Source organism: Persephonella sp. (genome assembly GCF_027023985.1).
GTDB lineage: Bacteria > Aquificota > Aquificia > Aquificales > Hydrogenothermaceae > Persephonella_A.
Genome location: NZ_JALVTW010000015.1, coordinates 17,718 through 37,478, shown reverse-complemented (window position 1 = coordinate 37,478; position 19,761 = coordinate 17,718). Strand labels below are relative to the sequence as shown.

General features: G+C 33.0%; 22 protein-coding genes and 1 tRNA gene. 17 read left to right on the top strand and 6 right to left on the bottom strand.

Translation table 11 applies throughout. From position 1 onward, the window contains the following. The first annotated feature begins 22 nt into the window (after positions 1 to 22). From MVE07_RS04015 to MVE07_RS03995, 5 genes are all read left to right on the top strand, one after another. Positions 23 to 790 (top strand): undecaprenyl-diphosphate phosphatase, encoded by a 768-nt coding sequence (locus MVE07_RS04015; RefSeq protein WP_297454317.1) that lies wholly within the window; start codon positions 23 to 25, stop codon positions 788 to 790. 47 nt (positions 791 to 837) lie between these two features. Then, positions 838 to 930: transfer RNA gene (locus MVE07_RS04010), tRNA-Ser, on the top strand. Positions 931 to 1,026: 96 nt separating this feature from the next. Beyond that, entirely contained in the window at positions 1,027 to 1,944 is a 918-nt protein-coding gene (locus MVE07_RS04005) for a PrsW family glutamic-type intramembrane protease (RefSeq protein WP_297454315.1), read from the top strand. Between the two features lie 43 nt (positions 1,945 to 1,987). Next, positions 1,988 to 2,683: a zinc-ribbon domain-containing protein gene (locus MVE07_RS04000; RefSeq protein ID WP_297454313.1), complete on the top strand. Its 696-nt coding sequence runs from the start codon at positions 1,988 to 1,990 to the stop codon at positions 2,681 to 2,683. Positions 2,684 to 2,739: 56 nt separating this feature from the next. After that, a complete protein-coding gene (locus tag MVE07_RS03995; protein ID WP_297454311.1) occupies positions 2,740 to 3,762 on the top strand; it encodes an AI-2E family transporter in 1,023 nt (340 codons plus the stop codon). On the opposite strand, the gene MVE07_RS03990 is transcribed toward MVE07_RS03995, so the two are convergent. Next, positions 3,763 to 4,428, bottom strand: coding sequence for a phosphoribosyltransferase family protein (locus MVE07_RS03990; protein ID WP_297454308.1), 666 nt, complete (start codon positions 4,426 to 4,428; stop codon positions 3,763 to 3,765). Further along, the gene (gene thiD / locus MVE07_RS03985) at positions 4,425 to 5,210 is read right to left on the bottom strand and encodes a bifunctional hydroxymethylpyrimidine kinase/phosphomethylpyrimidine kinase (protein WP_297454305.1); all 786 of its coding nucleotides are present in this window, start codon (positions 5,208 to 5,210) and stop codon (positions 4,425 to 4,427) included. The genes MVE07_RS03990 and thiD overlap by 4 nt, the downstream gene beginning before the upstream one ends. A gap of 59 nt (positions 5,211 to 5,269) precedes the next feature. On the opposite strand from thiD, the gene MVE07_RS03980 reads away from it, so the two are divergent. From MVE07_RS03980 to MVE07_RS03930, 11 genes are read left to right on the top strand one after another with little or no spacing between them, the layout of a single operon-like run. Continuing rightward, positions 5,270 to 7,807, top strand: coding sequence for a POTRA domain-containing protein (locus tag MVE07_RS03980; protein WP_297454302.1), 2,538 nt, complete (start codon positions 5,270 to 5,272; stop codon positions 7,805 to 7,807). A gap of 38 nt (positions 7,808 to 7,845) precedes the next feature. Continuing rightward, positions 7,846 to 8,181 (top strand): Sec-independent protein translocase protein TatB, encoded by a 336-nt coding sequence (gene tatB / locus MVE07_RS03975; protein ID WP_008289503.1) that lies wholly within the window; start codon positions 7,846 to 7,848, stop codon positions 8,179 to 8,181. Then, on the top strand, positions 8,156 to 8,923 hold the full coding sequence (gene tatC, locus MVE07_RS03970; RefSeq protein ID WP_008289504.1) for a twin-arginine translocase subunit TatC: 768 nt from the start codon (positions 8,156 to 8,158) through the stop codon (positions 8,921 to 8,923). Before tatB ends, tatC begins: the two co-directional genes overlap by 26 nt. Positions 8,924 to 8,970: 47 nt before the next feature. Continuing rightward, positions 8,971 to 9,831, top strand: a complete 861-nt coding sequence (locus tag MVE07_RS03965; RefSeq protein ID WP_297454293.1) for a sensor domain-containing diguanylate cyclase — start codon at positions 8,971 to 8,973, stop codon at positions 9,829 to 9,831. A gap of 14 nt (positions 9,832 to 9,845) precedes the next feature. After that, on the top strand, positions 9,846 to 10,454 hold the full coding sequence (locus MVE07_RS03960; protein WP_297454290.1) for a flavin reductase family protein: 609 nt from the start codon (positions 9,846 to 9,848) through the stop codon (positions 10,452 to 10,454). A 3-nt stretch (positions 10,455 to 10,457) separates the two neighbouring features. Next, positions 10,458 to 10,898, top strand: a complete 441-nt coding sequence (locus tag MVE07_RS03955) for a Fur family transcriptional regulator (RefSeq protein WP_297454287.1) — start codon at positions 10,458 to 10,460, stop codon at positions 10,896 to 10,898. Further along, the gene (locus tag MVE07_RS03950; RefSeq protein ID WP_297454284.1) at positions 10,877 to 11,512 is read left to right on the top strand and encodes a molybdenum cofactor guanylyltransferase; all 636 of its coding nucleotides are present in this window, start codon (positions 10,877 to 10,879) and stop codon (positions 11,510 to 11,512) included. The genes MVE07_RS03955 and MVE07_RS03950 overlap by 22 nt, the downstream gene beginning before the upstream one ends. Further along, positions 11,491 to 13,344 carry a TonB-dependent receptor plug domain-containing protein gene (locus tag MVE07_RS03945; protein WP_297454281.1) on the top strand — a complete coding sequence of 618 codons (1,854 nt, stop codon included), beginning with the start codon at positions 11,491 to 11,493 and terminating at the stop codon, positions 13,342 to 13,344. Before MVE07_RS03950 ends, MVE07_RS03945 begins: the two co-directional genes overlap by 22 nt. A 3-nt stretch (positions 13,345 to 13,347) precedes the next feature. Continuing rightward, complete coding sequence (locus tag MVE07_RS03940; protein WP_297454279.1) at positions 13,348 to 13,785, top strand: hypothetical protein; 438 nt, start codon at positions 13,348 to 13,350, stop codon at positions 13,783 to 13,785. Beyond that, positions 13,779 to 15,674, top strand: coding sequence for a bifunctional diguanylate cyclase/phosphodiesterase (locus MVE07_RS03935; RefSeq protein ID WP_297454276.1), 1,896 nt, complete (start codon positions 13,779 to 13,781; stop codon positions 15,672 to 15,674). The genes MVE07_RS03940 and MVE07_RS03935 overlap by 7 nt, the downstream gene beginning before the upstream one ends. Before the next feature lie 12 nt (positions 15,675 to 15,686). Then, entirely contained in the window at positions 15,687 to 16,652 is a 966-nt protein-coding gene (locus MVE07_RS03930; protein WP_297454273.1) for a D-2-hydroxyacid dehydrogenase, read from the top strand. On the opposite strand, the gene MVE07_RS03925 is transcribed toward MVE07_RS03930, so the two are convergent. Both MVE07_RS03925 and MVE07_RS03920 read right to left on the bottom strand, forming a co-directional pair. Then, positions 16,653 to 17,399 (bottom strand): PP2C family serine/threonine-protein phosphatase, encoded by a 747-nt coding sequence (locus MVE07_RS03925; RefSeq protein ID WP_297454270.1) that lies wholly within the window; start codon positions 17,397 to 17,399, stop codon positions 16,653 to 16,655. After that, positions 17,399 to 18,235 carry an endo alpha-1,4 polygalactosaminidase gene (locus MVE07_RS03920; RefSeq protein WP_008289386.1) on the bottom strand — a complete coding sequence of 279 codons (837 nt, stop codon included), beginning with the start codon at positions 18,233 to 18,235 and terminating at the stop codon, positions 17,399 to 17,401. Before MVE07_RS03920 ends, MVE07_RS03925 begins: the two co-directional genes overlap by 1 nt. A 57-nt stretch (positions 18,236 to 18,292) precedes the next feature. Here MVE07_RS03920 and MVE07_RS03915 point away from each other — a divergent pair, with 57 nt between their 5' ends. Continuing rightward, positions 18,293 to 18,484 (top strand): hypothetical protein, encoded by a 192-nt coding sequence (locus tag MVE07_RS03915; protein WP_008289384.1) that lies wholly within the window; start codon positions 18,293 to 18,295, stop codon positions 18,482 to 18,484. On the opposite strand, the gene MVE07_RS03910 is transcribed toward MVE07_RS03915, so the two are convergent. Continuing rightward, positions 18,475 to 18,816 (bottom strand): iron-sulfur cluster assembly scaffold protein, encoded by a 342-nt coding sequence (locus tag MVE07_RS03910; RefSeq protein ID WP_297454265.1) that lies wholly within the window; start codon positions 18,814 to 18,816, stop codon positions 18,475 to 18,477. The two genes, MVE07_RS03915 and MVE07_RS03910, sit on opposite strands and share 10 nt — an antisense overlap. Then, the gene (locus tag MVE07_RS03905; protein ID WP_297454263.1) at positions 18,813 to 19,751 is read right to left on the bottom strand and encodes a biotin--[acetyl-CoA-carboxylase] ligase; all 939 of its coding nucleotides are present in this window, start codon (positions 19,749 to 19,751) and stop codon (positions 18,813 to 18,815) included. Before MVE07_RS03905 ends, MVE07_RS03910 begins: the two co-directional genes overlap by 4 nt. Positions 19,752 to 19,761 lie beyond the last annotated feature (10 nt).

The window sequence follows — 19,761 nt, the reverse complement described above, 5'->3', positions numbered from 1 at the left end:
TAAAAGAAAAAAGGAGAATAGATTGACTGTTGTAGAAAGTATTATCTTAGGTATTGTTGAAGGTCTTACAGAATTTCTTCCAATTTCCTCCACAGGACATTTGATACTGGTATCTCATCTACTTGGCATAAAGCAAACAGCAGCCCATAAGACATTTGAAGTGGCTATTCAGCTTGGATCAATCCTTGCGGTTGTGTTTTTGTATAAGGACAGACTTTTTAGGGATATAGAGCTGTGGAAAAAGCTGATAGTAGCATTTATACCGACAGGTGCTCTGGGATTTTTACTTTATAAACTGATAAAATCCCTTTTTAGCCCGTATATAGTTTCTGTGATGCTTGTTATTGGAGGGATTATATTCATTATTATTGAGTATCTACACAGAAATAAGGACTATCCAATAAAATCCCTTGAGGATGTGTCATATCCAAAGGCTTTTTTAATCGGAGTTTTCCAATCTTTTGCTATGATACCGGGAACTTCAAGGTCGGGAGCTTCTATTATAGGAGGTTTACTTCTTGGCTTAGATCGTAAAGTTGCAGCAGAATTTTCATTTTTGCTGGCTGTTCCTACAATGTTTGTGGCAACAGGATATGATGTGTATAAAAACTATCAGGTATTTCAACTGAATAACTGGATAACGTTGATAACAGGTTTTATAACGGCTTTTATATTTGCAGTGATTTCCATAAAACTATTACTTGGATTTATTAAAAATCATACATTTATTCCATTTGGGATTTACAGAATAATAATTGGAATTCTTTATTTCCTGATTTTTCTAAGATAAAAATTTGAAAAAAAAGTCTACTGAGATATAATATAATCTCCTCGGAAGGAGAGGTGGCCGAGCGGTCGAAGGCGGCTCCCTGCTAAGGAGTTGAGCGGGTTTTCCCCGCTCCGAGGGTTCAAATCCCTCCCTCTCCGCCATGAAAAAGATTTTTTAGCCTCATTAAATTTCAAACAAAATCCATATTTGTAAGTTATTATATTCTGTAGATTTCTGGTAACATTTTGAGGATTTTTATGAACTTATTTATCGTAATTTCATTTTTTATCTCTATGCTTGCTTGCTTAGGGTGGGTTTATTACTTTTGGAAATTAGATAAATATGAACAGGAACCGTTTCATCTACTTTTAATTACATTCGTATTTGGTGCTTTTCTTACTTTAATTGCAAGTTTTTTTGAAGAATTAGGACTGGAGTTTTTTGGTTTATCTATAGATGATGTTATACAAAATCCCTTTAATAGTAATTTGCTTTTATTTTTTCTTTATCTTGTGGTAGTAGTAGGGATTGTAGAAGAGTTTGTAAAGCTTATTCCAGTTAGATTTTATGCTTTTAAACAGATTAATGAACCTATTGATGGTTTAATTTATGCTTCAGCAACAGCTGCTGGTTTTGCTTTTGTAGAGGATTTACTTTATATCTATTATGGGTTTAAAGCTGGATTTGTAGAAGGGATATTTATAACATGGGTTAGGATTTTAACTTCTCCTGTTCATATATTATTCGCATCTTATTGGGGAATTGCTCTTGGGCTTTACAAGCAGAATCCTGCAAGAAAAAGTGATGTCATAAAAGGATTTTTTGTGGCTGCCTTTTTACATGGGCTTTATGATTTTTTTGCTTTTCTTGGAGAAATAGGTTCTATAGGGGCAGCGGCTGTGATATTAGTTACTATAATTTTACTTATGAAAAAAGTTAGTTTTCTGTTGAGAATATCTCCATTTAATAATTTGAATTACTTTATAAGCTGTAAATATTGTAATGGTTTATTTCCTGCTAAAGCACAGTATTGTATAAACTGTGGGAAATCTACATATTGGGTAGAAAAAGAAAATAAAATTCAATTGAAATATTTTTGTGGAAATTGTAAAAGTAGATTAAATTTCGGACAAAATTACTGCACCAGTTGTGGAATGAAAATACACTGGAAATAATTGTGTAAAATATAAAAAATGAAAAATGGAGGGATTTCTCTTTATGGCGAATATAATCTGTCCTCAATGTAAAACAGAAAATCCTGAAAATGCGAAATTTTGCCTAAATTGTGGTTTTAATTTAGGAGAAGTTAGGAATTCAGGGATGGAAAATCCACAAAATCAAGATATTCACCAAAATCAATCAGAGGAAATAGATAATTCTAAAAATCAGCAAGTTTCAAGTAATTATCAGAATATACCTGTAAATTTTCAACAAAACTATATATTAAAAAACTTAATAGAAACAAGTCCACAGTTGGCACAAGACATAGAGTTATGGAGTGCTTATGTCCAAACAAAATTAGATTATTACATACCAAAATTTGTTGAATTTAGAACTCTTGATAAAAAGGCCAGCTGGAATTGGCCTGCTTTTTTCTTTACTCCATTATGGTTTGCATACAGAAAAATGCTTGGATATGGTGTTCTGGTAATGGTTCTTAGTATTATTCCTCTTGTTGGATTGATAGTATCAATTTTATCCGGTATATATGGAAACTATATATATTACAAAAAAGTGAATGAAGAAGTTCAAAAGGCTATTGTCCAGAGTAAATACCTAAATACTGATCCGAGAATTATATTAGCAGGTAAAGGGGGCACCAGCATTGCTAATCTTTTCATTTTATTTGGTATAGCAATAATTATTAGCATTATTTATGCGGTGTTTATGGCTGCTATTGAAGGTGGTTACTGAAATAATACTTGCTTATAATTCTTTTAAATTGTTATTATTTAAGAAAAAAGGATTTTATGGAAAAATACAAAATACCTATTGCTTTAGTATCCCTTGCTTCTATAGTTATTATCATAGCCGGGCTAAAAGCGGCTCAAGATATGGTCGTCCAGTTTCTTCTGGCTTTTTTCTTTGCTATTATGTTTTTGCCCCTTTTTAAGTTTTTTAATAAAAAATTCCCCGAATGGCTATCCCTCACCCTTGTTCTACTTATAAATCTATTTTTTGTTTATATTCTTGCTTTGACGGTGGTTAGTTCTGTAAATGAGTTCAAAGAAAATTTGGGACTGTATCAGCAAAAGCTAAGCCACTATATAGAATATGGAAGCGTAATTTTTGAAAAAGCAGGGATTCCAAATCCCCCTTCTATAAAGCTCAAATTTTTGAATCCTTCTTTTATATTCCAGTTTATTTCCAATTCTTTACTTAGCTTTGGGAATATTCTGGCAAATGCAGCATTTATTCTTATTCTGGCGGCATTTATTTTGCTTGAAAGTGATATTTTTTCAAGAAAACTGAAGGTAATAGCAAAAGGGAAAGATACACATAAACTTGTTGACCAGTTTTTTGATAGTGTTATTGAGTATATGAAAATAAAAACCATAATGTCGTTTTTAACAGGATTTCTGGCATGGATTGTTCTTGCGGTTTTAGGTGTTGATTTTGCGCTTCTTTGGGGGATACTTACATTTTTATTAAACTATATACCTACAATTGGTTCTATTATTGCGGCAATTCCACCTGTTATTATTGCTCTTATAGATTGTGGTGTATGGCAGGCTGTAGTGGTTGCTATCTGGTATATCATGATAAATATGGTTATAGGAAATATTATTGAACCTAAGCTTATGGGTAAAGGTGTAGGACTTTCCCCATTGATTGTTCTTCTTTCTTTGGTATTTTGGGGATGGGTTCTGGGAACAGTTGGAATGTTTTTATCAATTCCTCTCACCATAATAGCAAAAATGGCTTTTGAACTTAAAGAGGAAACCAGATGGATTGCTGTTCTGATGGACAGCGAGGTTAGAGAAAAAAGTTAACTATCTTGCAATTACATAACCATAAATTCTTTTGGGACGTCCTTTTTTAATAGCTCTATACATATTCAACATAGTTGCTCCTGTTGTCAGGATATCATCAAAAATAAGAATATTTTTGTCTTTTATATCATGGTTTTTCAGTTTAAATACACCTTTTAGATTTTTCCATCTTTCCTCTGCTGTAAGTTCCATTTGCAGTGGTGTCTTTCTTATTTTTTCAATGAGGGGAACAATTAGATATTTTGGGAATATATATCTCAGGATTTCCTCAAGATGATTAAACTCCCTTTCTTTTTGAGTTTCTTTGTCAACAGGCACATAGGTAATAATATCTATTTTATTTGTTTTTACATAGCTTGTGATATCTTCCTTTATAATTTCTGCAATTTCTAAAGCTAAATTCCTGTAGCCATTTATTTTTAACTGATAAATAATTTCTGTTATTGCTTTGTCTTTTGATTTGAAAACCTGAATATCATTAAATTTCCTTTGTTTGAAGCATTCCTGACAGTTTTCTGTTTTTTTACCGCAGCTGTGGCAGTATTTAAGGTCTTCTTTTTTAATTCGTTTTAAACAATTTTCACAAAAAAGATTTTGAGTTTTATAAACAAACAATTCATTACACAGAACACATTTTGCAGGGAATATAGCATTTAATATATTCACATCACTGTCCAGAAATGGTTTAAACTACCTGTGCCTTGGCCTGTTTTCAGGGAGTTCTCTATAGCTCCCTGCACATAGGCTCTGGCTATTCGTATGGCTTTTAGAGGCTTTACACCTTTTGCTATTAAAGCCGTTATTGCTGCTGAAAAAGTGCAACCTGTTCCATGGGTGTTTTTTGTATCAACAAAAGGATAGGTAAGGAAAATAAACTCATCTTCATGTAAAACAACATCTGTAACTGTCTTATCCTGTGGAAGATGTCCACCTTTTATTATGACTATATCTACTCCCATTTTTTTAATTTCTATAGCTGCCCTTTTCATATCTTCTATAGAGGATATTTCTTTTCCGGTTATTACTTCTGCTTCATCTTTGTTAGGTGTGATTATCAGGCTTATGGGTATTATTTTTTTAATGAGCATTTCTATAGCATCTTCTTCAAGGAGAAATCGGCCATTTTTGGATTTTATTACAGTGTCAACGATTAGAGGAAATTTATATTTTTGCTGGGTTTTGTAAACAACCTCAACATTTTCTTTGTTCATTAACATCCCTGTTTTTGCAGCATCAATCCCGATATCTTCAGCTACAGATGATATTTGGGAATAAAGGATTTCCGGTTCAACAGGATAAGTGCTAATCACACCAAGACTATTTTGAACAGTAATAGCTGTTATGGCTGACATTCCATAAACACCAAAGGCTGAAAAAACTTTTAAATCAGCCTGAATTCCTGCACCACCACTATTATCTGAACCTGCTATTGTTAAAGCTTTTTTCATAACTTAACCTGCTCTATCCGAGTATATAATTTTATGATACTACTATAAATGGGGATTTAATGAGGAAGATTTTTATATTTTTCCTTTTAACTTTCTTATATGCTTATGGGGAGGGGCTGAAAATAGTATCTGATTATCCGCTTCCTTATAACAATCTGCAGGAAATATATAACAAAACTAAAGACATTAATCTAATTGTTGAACTGCTTAAAAAAACAGATGATTTCTTAAAAATATATGTAAAGGGTAATACTGTATATCTAAAAAGGAAGCTATATGTAAAGGATGTAACAATCCATGGGAACAGGTCATTCTGGCGGAGGGAAATTCTTGCAATCACTGGTTTAATTGAGGGTTCCTCTATAGACCCTAAAATTTTACATAATATCTACATAAGGCTAAAAAAGTTTTATATGGATAATGGATTTCCATTTGCACAGGTTTCTGTAAAAGCAGATATAGATGAGGAGGGAAATGTTTATATTACGCTGGATATAGATGAGGGAGGAGAAAAAGATATAAACAGTTTCCGTATATACACATCTGTGCCTGTTTCTGAAGAATTTAAAAAGAAGATGATAAAAGCTATAGGTATTGAAAAGGGAGATATGTTTAATCTGTCTGCCATAACAGCAGGTTTAGATAGACTCCAAAAATTCCTTTATGAAAATGATTATTATGACTCTTTTGTAAATCTTGTAAATTTTAGACCTTCAGGTAGAAATAAAGTTGATATTATTTTATTTGCAGACCTTGGAATGAAATATAACATACATTTTTCAGGTAATAAATTTTTTAATGAAAAACAACTGAAAAAGCAGCTCACCTTTGCTCAAAATGGTTTTAATTATTATCAGATAGTCCAATCTACAAAAAATATTGAAAATCTATACAGGGAAAATGGTTTCCTTGATGTTATGGTAATTCCTTCGTATAAAGAATATTTTGAGGAAAACAGAACGGATATATTCTTTTCAATTTATGAAGGGGATAGATACAAGGTTGCCGAAATAAAAATAAACTCTGATACAGAAGGATTAAGTAATTTCTTTGAAAAAATTAAAGGCCAGTTTTATAAAAAAGAGAAAATTTTAGATTTCCTTAAACAACTTAAGGAAAAGTATTACAAAGAAGGTTATCTGAATGTCCATTATTCAATCAAAGAACAAGTCAAAAAAGAAAACAAGACCGTATTATTAAATATAACTTTTAACAAAGGTAAAAAATTTGTAATTAAAAGTATCCAGGTTAAGAATTTCTCTTACAAACCAAGGATAAAACTCCCTATGCCCTATGATCCCCATAAAATTCTGGTGCTCCTTGACAAAGTAAAAAGTAAACTCAAAGATGAAGGTTACTTTGATGGGGATGCATTTCTTGATGTAAAAATGAAACCGTCTGATGGTTTTATTGAATCAACTGTGATAATAAATGTGAAAAAAGGGGTTAGATATAAACAAGGAATTACTTTTATCTATGGAACCCGCCATTTATACCCTAAAATGCTTATGAACAATCTTTCCCATGATGAGTATTACTCTAAAAAAGATTTTGATAATGAACTGGACTTTATGTATTACACATCTTTATTTGATGCAATAAATCCTTACTTAAGGGTGGATAAAAAAAGGAAAGAGGTGGATAAGGCATATATACTTCATGAGGATAAAAGGGGCTCTTTTCAGGGTAGCTTTGGTTATAACTCTGAGCAAAAGCTTAAGCTAACGGCTGCCCTTAACCTAAAAAATCTATTTAAATATGGATTTGAGACCTCAGCCTATGTTGAAAGAAACGACCTTGGCTGGTATTACAGATTTACTTTCGGAAACAGACTTCTTCCCAAAAGAACAGGGCTATTCCTTTCTTATCTGAAAAACTACGAGTATCACAGCATATTTGACCTTGAAACACAAGGTTTTGAACTTAAAGCTCAAAGAAAACCAAATAGATGGGTAGAGCAGACTATATCCCTTCAATACATGAGAAATAAACTGAAAAATCAAAATATCTACCCTGATGATTCCTTTAAAACATTAAAAATAATGTTTGCTTTCACAGATGACCATAAAAGACCTGATACAAATCCCCGTCAGGGCTATTTCCTGACAGGTGCTTTGACTAAGGAATTCAGAGATATAAATTACTTCAAGATATACACAACAGGCAGATATTACCTGTCTTACTCATTTTTAACCTGGACTCAAAAAATAAGTTTTGGACATGTATTCAAAAAGAATAACCAGCTTCCACCTTCAGAGAGATTTTTCTTAGGTGGAGTTTCCAGTTTTAGAGGATTTGGTTACGAGGATATTGCAGGTAAGAACGGTCAGGGTGGAAACACATTACTCCTTATAAATAACGAGGTTAGATATCCTATATTCCCTTCCTTTAATCTGTTTGGATTTACATTCGTTGATGTTGGAAATGTTTATGAGGATTTTGACCAGATAGGTAGTAGATTTAGAAAAACGGCAGGAACAGGGGTTTATATGCCTACCCCTGTTGGTTCATTTCTGCTTGATGTGGCATTTAAACTGGACAGGAAATCCGGAGAAAGTCTTTACAGAATAGAATTTAGTATTAATACCTTATTTTAAGATATAATTGAATTTATTTATCAGAACGGAGACTAACCATGTTTGGTATAGGATTTTCTGAGCTTGTATTGATTTTTATTGTTGCATTACTTGTTCTGGGACCTAAAAGACTTCCAGAAGTAGCAAAAACACTGGGAAGATTTTATAGGGAAATCAGGTCTACAGTTGATGAGGTAAAGGAAGTAATTGTTGAAGAACCTCAAAAACCAAAACATAGCCATCATTATATTCCACCAAGTGTAAATGAGGAAGTTGAGGTTGAAACTGAAGAAGATAAAAAGGAAAAACTGAAAGAGAGCCTAAAAGGAGAAAAAATCTCATTCAAGAAAAAACAGGAGAATGAAATAAATGAGCCAGAAAGTAAAGAATCCTGAAGAATTTGAAGCACCTATTACAGAACATCTGGCAGAACTAAGAATAAGGCTGTTTAGAAGTTTAGTAGCAGTTATCATAGCAACATTAGTTGTATTTGTTAAGGTTGATATATTCTTTGAACTGTTTAAGGAACCTCTTAGAAAGGTTTTCCCTGACCTGAAGCTTGTTGCCCTTACACCTACAGAATCATTTTTTACTGCTTTTAAAATAGCGCTCCTCGTTGGTTTTGTGGTTGCTTCTCCTTTTGTCTTTTATCAGATATGGAAATTTATTGAACCTGCCCTTTATGAAGAAGAGAAAAAGCTTGTTGTTCCATTTGTATTTTTTACAACGGTTTTCTTTATTTCAGGAGCATTATTTGCATATTTTGGTGTTTTACCGCTGGCAATTAAGTTTTTGCTGACATTCGGTTATACTCAGCTTGATGTTGAAGCAATGATATCTGTAAGCTCATATATATCTTTTGTAGTCCGGCTTATTCTGGCTTTTGGTATTACTTTTGAACTTCCTGTTATCCTCTCGCTACTTGCAAGACTCGGTCTTGTTACTCCTGAAGCATTATCAAAATTCCGCCCATATTTTGTTGTTGCTGCTTTTACCCTTGCAGCACTTTTAACTCCTCCTGATGTGGTCAGTCAGGTATTCCTTGCAATGCCTCTTATTGTGTTTTATGAGATTTCTATTATAATGGCAAAAATCCTTTATCCCCGAAGCGAAAGAAGCAAGGAAAATCAGGTATAACTGGCCTTTTTCCTATTTGGGCTGTATATTTATTTCTCAAAAACTAATTGAAAATAGTTATGAATATTGAAAAAGATTTATTCCAGCAGTTTATTGAAAAAGTTCCTATAGGAATTCTGGTTCAGTGTGATGGAAAAGTGGTTTTTATAAACAAAACCCTAAAAGAAATGCTTGGGATTACAAGTTTACATAGTTTACAGCTCAGGGATATTATTCCCCCAGAAAGCCGAAAAGAGCTGCTACAGATTTACAGAACTATATTGAAAAATCACAGTGATAAAAGGGAATTAAGAATAAAAACCCTTTCAGGTAAAATCCTCTGGGTTGAAGTAATTACAGAAGAAATTAATCTTGATGGAAAAAGATGCAGTATCAGCGGTCTTATTGATATAACAGATAAAAAGAATTTGGAAAGACAACTGAGAAAACTGGCAACAATAGACAGACTTACCGGTATTTACAATAGATATGCATTTGAAAAATTTCTTGAAGAAGAGATAAGCAGGGCAGAAAGATACGGAACAGATTTTGCCCTAATCATGTTTGATATTGATAATTTTAAAAAGATAAATGATACCTATGGTCACCAGACAGGAGATATGGTTTTAAGGAAAATAACCAGATTAGTTAAAGAAAATATAAGAAAATCAGATATTTTCGGTAGATGGGGAGGTGAAGAATTTATGATAATTCTTCCTGTAAAAAGTATTGAGGAGGCTTTCAAAGTTGCAGAAAAACTGAGAAAAAAGATAGAAGAACATAAATTCCCGAAAGTTAAAAAGGTAACAATAAGTGCAGGAGTTACAATGTATAGAAAAAGTGATACCTTAAAATCTATAATAAGAAGGGTTGATACGGCACTTTATATGGCTAAAAAATCAGGTAAAAATAAAGTTGTTACAGCCTGAAAAGGAGGATAAAAATGGAAATAGATATAAAAAGTTTGGAACCTAAACAGATATACAAACTAATGACCAGCATAATAGTTCCCCGTCCAATAGCATGGGTATCTACGGTTAGCAGAGATGGAATTTATAATCTTGCACCTTTCAGTTATTTTGCCGGTATTTCATCTGACCCTCCACTCCTGCTTATATCTGTCGGTAGCAAAGAAACAAAAGAAAAAAAGGATACCTGGCAGAATATAGAGGATACAGGAGAATTTGTAGTTAACATAGTTACAAAAGATACTCTGGAGAAAATGAACATAACGGCACTGCCATTTGATAAAGAAGTTGATGAGTTTGAAAAAGCAGGTTTGACCCCTGTCCCATCATCAATTGTAAAAGCCCCAAGAGTAAAAGAATCTCCTGTAAATATTGAATGCAAAAGATTTGAAATTATACAGATAGGAAAAATGGGAATAATTCTTGGGGAGGTATTAAAAGTTCATGTAAAAGAAGATATACTAAATGAAAAAGGTTATGTGGATACTACTAAGTTAGAGATAATAGGTAGACTTGGAGGGGCAAATTATTGCCTTGTAAGTAAAGAAAACACATTTGAACTTAGAAGGCCAGATAAGAGGTAAATTATGAATAAAAGACAGGCTTTAAAAGAGTTTAAGCAAACAATAAAAAATCTGGGACTTAAATATACTCCCCAGAGGGAAAAAGTTTTTAGAGCCATTCTTAACACAAAAGGTCATTTTGAGATTGAACAATTAGTGCATAAAATACAGTCAAAAAATATAAATGTTTCAAGAGCTACAGTATACAGAACTCTTGATATATTAAAGGAACTTGGCTATGTGAGAGAAGTAATAAAATTCAAAAATAAAACTATTTATGAAGTTAATCTCAAGGAACACCATGACCACCTGATATGTAGAAGTTGTGGAAAAATAATAGAATTCCATTCAGACAAAATAGAAGAGTTGCAAGACAAGATTTGCAAAAAATATAAATTCCAGCCTGAATTCCATAGATTAGAAATTTTTGGTCTGTGTGAAAGATGCCAGAAAAAGAAAAATTAAAAATATCGGCTATCCTCTTGTCAGGTGGCCAGAGCAAACGTATGGGAAGGGATAAAGCATTTTTGAAGCTGGGAGACAAAACTTTTTTCAGAATAATAATAGAGAAACTTGCCATATACTCTGAACAGATAATTGTTTCCATTAACAAAGATAAAAGCTTGTATATCTCCCAATTGGAAGACACGGATATAAACCCTGTTTTTGTAAAAGATAAAGACTCCTATGCAGGCCCATTAAATGGAATTGTTAGCTGTATACCGTATATCAAAAACCAGCTTGTTTTTATAGCAACCTGTGACACTCCACTGCTTAACCCGAGACTAATTCCTTTTTTATCAAAGAAAATAAAAGGATATGATGCTGTTATTCCTGTGGTAAACAACAAAAAGCAGTTTTTAAACACCTTATATACAAAAGATGCCCTTAATATTGCCGATAAGGTATATAAGGAGGGCAAGAATTCCCTTTATGCATGGATAAATGAACTAAATATAAATGAAGTTCCTGAAGAAGAGCTAAAACAGGTGGATGGCTCCCTGTGGTCTTACTGGAGTATTAACAGACCGGAAGATTATGAGAGGTTGCTGAATATATGGCAAAAAGAGCACTGCTAATTTTTTTTATTTTTAGTTATGTATCTTATGGAGAAAATCTGGAAAAACTACTGGAAAAATACAGGGAACTTAATCAGTTATACAGAAAAACAGTTCAGGAAACAGAAGGTCATTTGATCCTATTTACCCGAGAGGATATACAAAAACTTCAAGGCTATAAACTTTCAGATATTCTTAGATATGTAAGATATTTTACTCTACTAAGAAATCAATATAGTGAAAATGCCCTCTCTTATGCTTCTATATATCCCCTTGAAAACTCAACAATAAGATTATTTATAAATGATCATGAGATTAGCGGTGTTTACAGAAAAACCCCCCTCTCTTTGTGGGCTGATATGCCTCTTGACCATATAGACCATATAGAGATTTATCAAGGGGAAAGTGCCCTTAAGTTTAATAATGAAGCAGCCGGAATGATTATAAAGGTTTATACTAAAAAACCTGAATTAGAAAATGTCAAAACGGTAAGATTATCAACCTCCACAAGAAAGGATTATTCTTTTTCTGTGTATCTTGCAGGGGAAACGAGTTCTGAAAGTTCTGCATTTTTACTTATAAACCGGACAACTTATAAATCCCAGAAATATCCGGAAAATTTAAAAATTGATGATAGGTTCTATTACATAAACGGAGGATTTTATTTTGACGAATGGTCTTTAGAAACGGGACTGGTTGTAAAGGACTCAGGGGATTTCAGGGGAGATACATTAAGGAGTAAACCGGATTACTCTAATCATCAGGCTTCACATGGCTATGTTTCAATATCAAAAATACTTTCACAGGATTTAAACCTTAAATTTAGGCTTTATGCTGATAAAATGAGTGTAGACAAATACGAAAGGGGGAATCCTGCAAATCCTGTTGTGATTAGATATCCTCGTATACCTGTCGTTTCATATTTACAACATATAAATTCAATGAAAACAGGAACGGAGATTGTTGGAGAAAATAGAGCTAAAAGGAATAAACTTTTTTACGGTATTAAGATTCAGTATTCCAGATACAAATTAACCCAGCAATTATTCCCCGGTAGTCTGAAAGACAAAAACTGGGAAAGCTATCGCTCATTTTACATTGAAGATATATACAACCTAAAACCACAGTTTGGATTTATAGCAGGTCTTAAATATGAGAATACAGAAAGGGGATACGGTCGGGATGTTGAAGGTTTAATATGGCGTGTTGGAACTGTGTATTTCTTAAATAAATCTGATTACATAAAACTGTTTTTGTCTAAATATTACACACCTCCATTTTTTGTTGAGGTGCGCTCAAATCCAGCCTTAAAAAAACAGAAAAACAAGGGGCTTACATTTGAATATTCAGGTATATATCCGGTAGGTAAAATCACAATAACAGGGGGAACATTTATTATTAAAGATAATATTATGATTTCTCCCTCTACATATTCCTATGTGAATATCAATAAAAAACTCAGATACTACTTCTGGTCAGTTGAATGTCAGAAAGCTTTTAATAATGGAGTTTATATAAATGCCGGATATTTTAAAGTTTATCCTGAAAAAAGGGAATATAAAACAGCATCTTCTGAAGGGGGTTTATTTAGGATAGGAGTGCAACAAAAAAATTATTCGGCTTTTGTGGAAAACATATACAGAAAAGGTTATGGTTTTTATGGAAAGTGGATTAAATCAGGGTTTGAACTAAATGCAGGACTTAAGGTAGATCTACTTGATAATACGAAAGTGGCAATTAAAGGTTATAATCTTTTAGGTAAAGGAATTAAAACACCTTTGTTAAATGACAAAAATGTGCAGATTTATCAAGAAGATAGAAGGGTTTTAATCACACTGGAAAGGGATTTTTAATAAATGTTTAGAAGTGTATTTTTTCTTCTTCTTGTTTTTTCATTGGCTTTTGGATATGAAGAAGAAATCCACAAAGTAGAAGCAAAAATCCTTTCTGAAATGGCACATATCCTTGCAAAAAAAAGTAAAAAAGTCAAAGTAGCTACTTCTCCAGATTTAAAATACATCATCAAATATTCTAAAATACTTTCTCAGGTAAATAACTGTAAAAAAGCTCAAATTCTAATTACCGGAGACGAAAAACTGTTGAAGCGATGTAATAAACCTGCAATTGTAACGCGATATTATCTCTTAAAGAAATATAAAAACGCCATAGGGGCTATTTACTGGAAGAAAGGCCGGCCAAATGTAGTTTTCGTCAAAGACAGACTTGAGATGTTTAAGATTAGATTACCGGACAGATACAGAAAATATCTGGAGAGGGAAAAGAACCTGTGGTAAAGAAGGACAAAAAGCTACTATTTGATTATATGCCGTTCTTTATAACATTGCTAGGGTTGCTTGTGTCTATATATATATTAGCACCTAAGATTAAGAAAACTATAGAAAACAGCATAATAAAAGAGGCAGTTGTTCCAGGAGTAGCCCAGAGTCTTGATAAAATAATTAGAACAATCCAGATTAATGCCAAAGATAAAGACCTTGAAACACTTTTCTCTGATCCTAAATTTAGAGAAAGAATAAGAGAGCTGTTTTCTGTAATAGTCACAGACGACGTAAAATATGCTTATCTCCTTTATAAAGACAAAGATGGTAAGCTCAGATATCTTATAGACCTTTCAAAAGAAGATAGAGCCAGATTTAGAGAAGGATTTAATATATACGGTGACTACTGGGATAAAATTCTAAAAGATGGTAAAAGCGTTGTTATAAAACAATCGGATTATACAGGCTTATGGATAACTCTTTTAAAACCCATAAAAATAAAACATCAGGTTGCCGGAATTGCTGTTATAGAATTTTCAGTAAAAAAACTTAAGGAAATACAGGCAATAATAAGCAAAATACAGGAATTTGTCCTGATAATATCCCTCTTTATCGTAATATCCATAATCATATCCTTAATTCAGTTTGTAAAATACAGGGAAAATGTCAAAAAAATGTATATAGATCCGTTAACTGGGGCGTATAACAGACTATATCTCTATGAAAACCTTGAAAAACTAAAAAAAGGATTTTATACCACATTTGTAATTGATATAGACCATTTCAAAAAGATAAACGATAGCTTTGGTCATGAGGCAGGGGATTATGTTCTAAAAGAAGTTACAGAAAGAATTAAAAATTGTATTAGAGAAGAGGATATCCTCATAAGATATGGTGGAGAGGAATTTTTATTATTTGCCAAAATTAATCCCTATTCTGAGAATTACAGATATAATGTTCTTTGCCTTGCAACCAGAATAAAAACCGGAATCTGTAAAAAAGTTATTACGTATGAAAATATAAGTATGAAAGTTACTGTGTCTATTGGGATAGCACCTTATGTTGAAAAAGGAAGTATAGAAGAAGCTATAAAAATGGCTGATATGGCTCTTTACAGAGCAAAGAAAAACGGTAGAAACAAAATAGAAATTTATTCAGGGCCTCTGGAAGTAAGTCATGAGGAGATTTACGTTATAAAAGAAGCCATTGACAATAATAATATTGTTTGCTGGTATCAGCCTATAGTAAATCTTAAAACAGGAGAAGTTCTCAAGTATGAAGCTCTGGTCAGGTTAATATCCAGTGATGGAAAAGTTATATATCCATATCAGTTTCTAAACACAATACGCCGAACATATGTTCATATTGACCTTACCAAGAAAGTTATTGAGTATAATGCAAAAGTTCTTAGAGAAAACCCATGGATGAGGATATCAATGAATTTGTCTGCCCTTGATGTTTATGATGATAACATAATAGAACATCTTGAAAATGTTCTTGATAAAGATCTTGCCGGTAGACTTACAATTGAACTTTTAGAATCTGAAGATATTGATGACTATCAATCATTTAAGACAAAAATTGAGCATATCAAAGAAATAGGATGTAAGATCTCCATAGACGATTTTGGAAGCGGTTATTCTAATTTTTCACATCTTGTAGAACTTGCACCTGACTACCTTAAGATTGACGGTAGCATTATCAAGGATATAGACACAAATTCTCGCTCTCTTGCTATAGTTAAAGCAATAAAATCATTTGCTGATGATATTGGTATAAAGGTAATAGCTGAGTATATTCATTCTGAATCTGTTTTAAGAAAGGTTTTAGAACTGGGTATAATTTATGGACAGGGATATTATCTTAAAAAACCGCAACCTATAAAAAAAAGAAAAATAGCTTGAAGGAGAAATAATATGAAAATCGTTATATTAGATGCAAAAACCCTTGGTGATGACATAGACCTTGAAATATTTTCCCAGTTTGGAGATGTGGAAATATACCCTACAACCTCACCAGTAGAACTATACGAAAGAATAGAAAATGCAGATATTATAATAACTAACAAGGTGGTGATTGATAAAGATGCGATAAATGCTGCAAAGAACCTAAAGCTTATATGTGAAGCTGCCACAGGCTACAACAATATTGATGTTTTATACGCTAAAGAAAAAGGTATAGCTGTTACAAATGTCGCAGGATATTCTACCGAAAGTGTTGTTCAGACTACCTTTGGAATGCTTTTTTATTTACTGATGCACCTTAGATACTATGATGACTATGTAAAATCCGGAGAATATGCCAAAAGTGATATCTTCACACATTTAGGCAGACCTTTCTGGGAAATCCATGGAAAGAGATGGGGTATTATAGGACTTGGAACAATTGGAAGAAGAGTTGCAGAGGTGGCAGAAAGTTTCGGTTGTGATGTGATTTATTACTCCACCTCAGGTGTTGAAAGACAAGAAAAATATCCCAGATATCCCCTTGATGAGCTTTTAAAAACTTCGGATATAGTTTCTATACATGCACCCCTTAATGAGAAAACAAAAAATCTTATAACAATTAATGAACTCAGACTCATGAAAGAAAATGCAATACTCCTTAATCTTGGTAGAGGTGGCATTGTTAACGAAAAAGACCTTGCAATTGCCCTTGACAGCGATATGATAGGTGGTGCAGGACTTGATGTTCTTGAAAAAGAGCCTGTTGACCCTGAAAATCCACTTCTCAAAATAAAAAATAAAGAAAAACTTCTTATAACTCCACATATTGCATGGACCAGTATAGAAGCAAGAAAAAGACTTGTTAATGAAATAGTCGAAAATATAAGGGCATTTTTAAACGGGGCAGTTAGAAACAGGGTGGATCTGAAAGTTTAGCTATTCTGATTTTACAAGAATTATTGAGTAGTTATCACTCTTTACCTTTTCAAGCATTTCAATTAGTATAGGAAAATTTTCAAAAGGTTCAGGATACAGGTGATAGTATATCTCCTCATCTGTTAAATAATCTGACAGACCATCTGAACATATTATATAAAGCTCATTTTCTTTTAGTTCATCCTCAACTATATATGGTTTTTTACCACTTTTCCACTCTTCAGAAAACACATCACCAATTCCAAAGGTAACTACATATCTTTCCGGATGATAAAAAGCCTCTTTATAAGAGATAATTCCCTCATCCACAAGCTCCTGAACATAACTGTGGTCATGGGATAGATAAACAAGCCCTTCAGAAGTATACTTATAAACCCTGCTGTCTCCTGCATTAAATACTATGGATTTATTTCCTTTTAAATAAACTCCGGCAACGGTAGTTCCGCTCCATTTTATGTCTGTTTTTTCAAACTTTTTTTGTATCTGAAAAAGGGCTTCTTCAACTGCGTTAACGGAAAAATCTATATTAATCTTCTTTAACTTTTCACACACAAATTTGCTTGCCTTATCCCCTTCAGCAAGTCCTCCCATACCATCGCATACAGCAAATATTCCCTCATCTTTATCTAACATTTTTTCCCGGGGACATTTCATAAAATCTACTTGATAAATCTCTCCATCTATATAAATGCAATCCTGCTGATATCCTCTTAATCCCCTGTTCATACAGAATGCCACTTTTATCATCAATACTCCCCGTAATCACAGCTTTTTACAAAACTACCATCAAGCTCAACAGGATAGACATTTGTCCTGAAATTTCTTTTTTTAGCGTCATTACATAAATTTCTGAAGGCTCTTTCATCATAAATATATATATCATCATACTCGGCATTGAAAACAGGCTTACCCTGTCTTATAAACGGTTCTAATAAATCACACTCATTATATTTATGGCATTCTTCATTTAAAGCAAAATCAAAATAATTAATAAGGTCAGGTATCTGTTCAAGGTCATTTTTTAGCCCAATTAAAAGGCCTCTACTTTTAGCTTCATTTGCAAGAAATCTGTTGTATCTCAGCTGGTCATTGTAGCTTAAATTAAAACCTGTATCATTTGTGTATCCATCTACATTATCCGGCTCAACTCCATCGCATCCTTTTGCAACGGCAAGGTCAAGTCTGTCTCTCATAATATTCCAGATTTCGGGATTTCTTATATCTATCCAGTATTCACCAGCCCAGTCATCAAGAGAATTACCTATTGCTTCTGGCGGAAATTTGTATGCATCAGGTCGCCATTCCTCATAACTGCCTGCACTGAAATAACAGATGACTATTTTCCCCTGCTTTTTAAGCTTAGCTATAGTCTCGGAAGGTGTATCAAACAGGTCAACATCATATAAGTCAGCAGGTATATCTGTTCTGAGGCTACCGTTTAACTGCCAATACCATGTTGTATTAACTGTTAAAACTCTTGGATTTGGTTTTTCATTATTGTTTTCGTCATTATCGCCTATGGTGATTTGTAAACAGGAACTCATCACAGTAGCAAAAACAAACAGTGTTATTAGCTTTTTCATCTTATATCCTTGATATTTGAATTTTTTACACTTAAATTATAATCGGAGGTTATTAAAATGGAAGTAAGAAATGAAGTTGCAGTTTCAGTTTATAAAGATGCTCTGGAACTACAGAAAAAACTTATGGAAATGCTTATACAACAGAATTTAGGGCAAAATCTGGCATCACAGCAGCCTCAGGTTGAGGAAGCTACCAAAACTGCCCGTGAAAATATTATAGAAGGAACAAAAGTTTCTATTTATGTATGACCTATGGCTTTAAGGACTATTGACAGTCTGTTTTCCATTTTGTCCTTTTCTTTTTCTTCTTTGAAGAAATCTAATATCTCTTGAGGGTTAATTTTTATATTCTTTACATTCTGCCCTTTTAACTTTTCTGCGACTAAATCTGCTATAGCCATCAATTTTTTACATCTTTTTGAGGAATTAAATTTCACATCAGCTATCTTGTCTCCATCCGTTTTTATATAAAACTCAACTTTATGAACTCCTTCCTTTGCAGAACCCAAGACTTCATATCCTTCAGGTTTTTGGTCAACAAAATTTTTTAAACCCTGTTTATGATACTCTGATACCTTCATTCTACCCTCCTTACTGTAATATCTCCTGAATAAAAATCCTTTAATCCTTTATCGGTAAGAATACGAATTCCTCCAAGTTCATTAAGACCAATCAAAGTGCCTTCAATATTTTCATCAATCAGTTTTATTTTTTCTCCTTTCCATAGTAGATTTTTCTCTACCTCTTTAATAATCTTGTTTTTATCGAGATTATCAATCTCTTCTTCAATGCTCTGGAGTATATATATAAAAAGTTCTTTTCTGTTTATATTTTTTCCATACTCCAGTTTTAATGAAGTGGCTATATCCTTTATTTCTCCTAAATCTTTTTCTGTCTGATTGATATTTATACCTATTCCTGCTATGAGCTTTGTGGCGGTGTTCCCTTCTATCTCAGTTTCAATCAAAAATCCTGCAAGCTTTTTACCATTTAGATACAAATCATTAGGCCATTTTATTTTAATAGGTAGGTCTATTTTCTGGACGATGGCTTTTCGGACAGCAACAGGGAATAACAGAGAGTAGATAAGCAAATCTGCCGGAGAGATATCCTTTTTCAAAACTATTGAAAAATATAATCCTTTTCCTTCGGTGGAAATCCATTTTCTTCCTTTTCTGCCTCTGCCTGCTGTCTGGTTTTCTGCCAGAATAACCGTGCCATCTGGCAGGTTATTTTCCTTTGCATAGGTATTAGTTGAGTTTACAGTATGGAAAAAGATGTAGTTTTCCCCTAGCCATTGTGTTTTCAGATTGAGTTCATAAGGCAATAAAAACTCGGTTCTTTCTTCAAGAAAATATCCTTTCTTATCATGGGATATTTTGTATCCGAGACTTTCAAGTTTTTTTATTCTTTTCCAGATGGCAGTTCTGGAAATTCCTAAAAGTTTAGAAAGCTCTTCTCCGGAAACTCTATTTTTACTTATTTTCTCAAGGATATATCTATCTATTTCGTCCATAAACTTAATT

What these genes read in the sequence shown, in the direction of transcription:
- MVE07_RS04005 (WP_297454315.1), top strand. Translation starts at nt 1,027, where the DNA reads ATGAACTTATTTATCGTAATTTCATTTTTTATCTCTATGCTTGCTTGC.
- MVE07_RS04000 (WP_297454313.1), top strand. Translation starts at nt 1,988, where the DNA reads ATGGCGAATATAATCTGTCCTCAATGTAAAACAGAAAATCCTGAAAAT.
- MVE07_RS03995 (WP_297454311.1), top strand. Translation starts at nt 2,740, where the DNA reads ATGGAAAAATACAAAATACCTATTGCTTTAGTATCCCTTGCTTCTATA.
- thiD (WP_297454305.1), bottom strand. Translation starts at nt 5,210, where the DNA reads ATGAAAAAAGCTTTAACAATAGCAGGTTCAGATAATAGTGGTGGTGCA.
- MVE07_RS03980 (WP_297454302.1), top strand. Translation starts at nt 5,270, where the DNA reads ATGAGGAAGATTTTTATATTTTTCCTTTTAACTTTCTTATATGCTTAT.
- tatB (WP_008289503.1), top strand. Translation starts at nt 7,846, where the DNA reads ATGTTTGGTATAGGATTTTCTGAGCTTGTATTGATTTTTATTGTTGCA.
- tatC (WP_008289504.1), top strand. Translation starts at nt 8,156, where the DNA reads ATGAGCCAGAAAGTAAAGAATCCTGAAGAATTTGAAGCACCTATTACA.
- MVE07_RS03960 (WP_297454290.1), top strand. Translation starts at nt 9,846, where the DNA reads ATGGAAATAGATATAAAAAGTTTGGAACCTAAACAGATATACAAACTA.
- MVE07_RS03955 (WP_297454287.1), top strand. Translation starts at nt 10,458, where the DNA reads ATGAATAAAAGACAGGCTTTAAAAGAGTTTAAGCAAACAATAAAAAAT.
- MVE07_RS03950 (WP_297454284.1), top strand. Translation starts at nt 10,877, where the DNA reads ATGCCAGAAAAAGAAAAATTAAAAATATCGGCTATCCTCTTGTCAGGT.
- MVE07_RS03945 (WP_297454281.1), top strand. Translation starts at nt 11,491, where the DNA reads ATGGCAAAAAGAGCACTGCTAATTTTTTTTATTTTTAGTTATGTATCT.
- MVE07_RS03940 (WP_297454279.1), top strand. Translation starts at nt 13,348, where the DNA reads ATGTTTAGAAGTGTATTTTTTCTTCTTCTTGTTTTTTCATTGGCTTTT.
- MVE07_RS03930 (WP_297454273.1), top strand. Translation starts at nt 15,687, where the DNA reads ATGAAAATCGTTATATTAGATGCAAAAACCCTTGGTGATGACATAGAC.
- MVE07_RS03925 (WP_297454270.1), bottom strand. Translation starts at nt 17,399, where the DNA reads ATGATAAAAGTGGCATTCTGTATGAACAGGGGATTAAGAGGATATCAG.
- MVE07_RS03920 (WP_008289386.1), bottom strand. Translation starts at nt 18,235, where the DNA reads ATGAAAAAGCTAATAACACTGTTTGTTTTTGCTACTGTGATGAGTTCC.
- MVE07_RS03915 (WP_008289384.1), top strand. Translation starts at nt 18,293, where the DNA reads ATGGAAGTAAGAAATGAAGTTGCAGTTTCAGTTTATAAAGATGCTCTG.
- MVE07_RS03910 (WP_297454265.1), bottom strand. Translation starts at nt 18,816, where the DNA reads ATGAAGGTATCAGAGTATCATAAACAGGGTTTAAAAAATTTTGTTGAC.
- MVE07_RS03905 (WP_297454263.1), bottom strand. Translation starts at nt 19,751, where the DNA reads ATGGACGAAATAGATAGATATATCCTTGAGAAAATAAGTAAAAATAGA.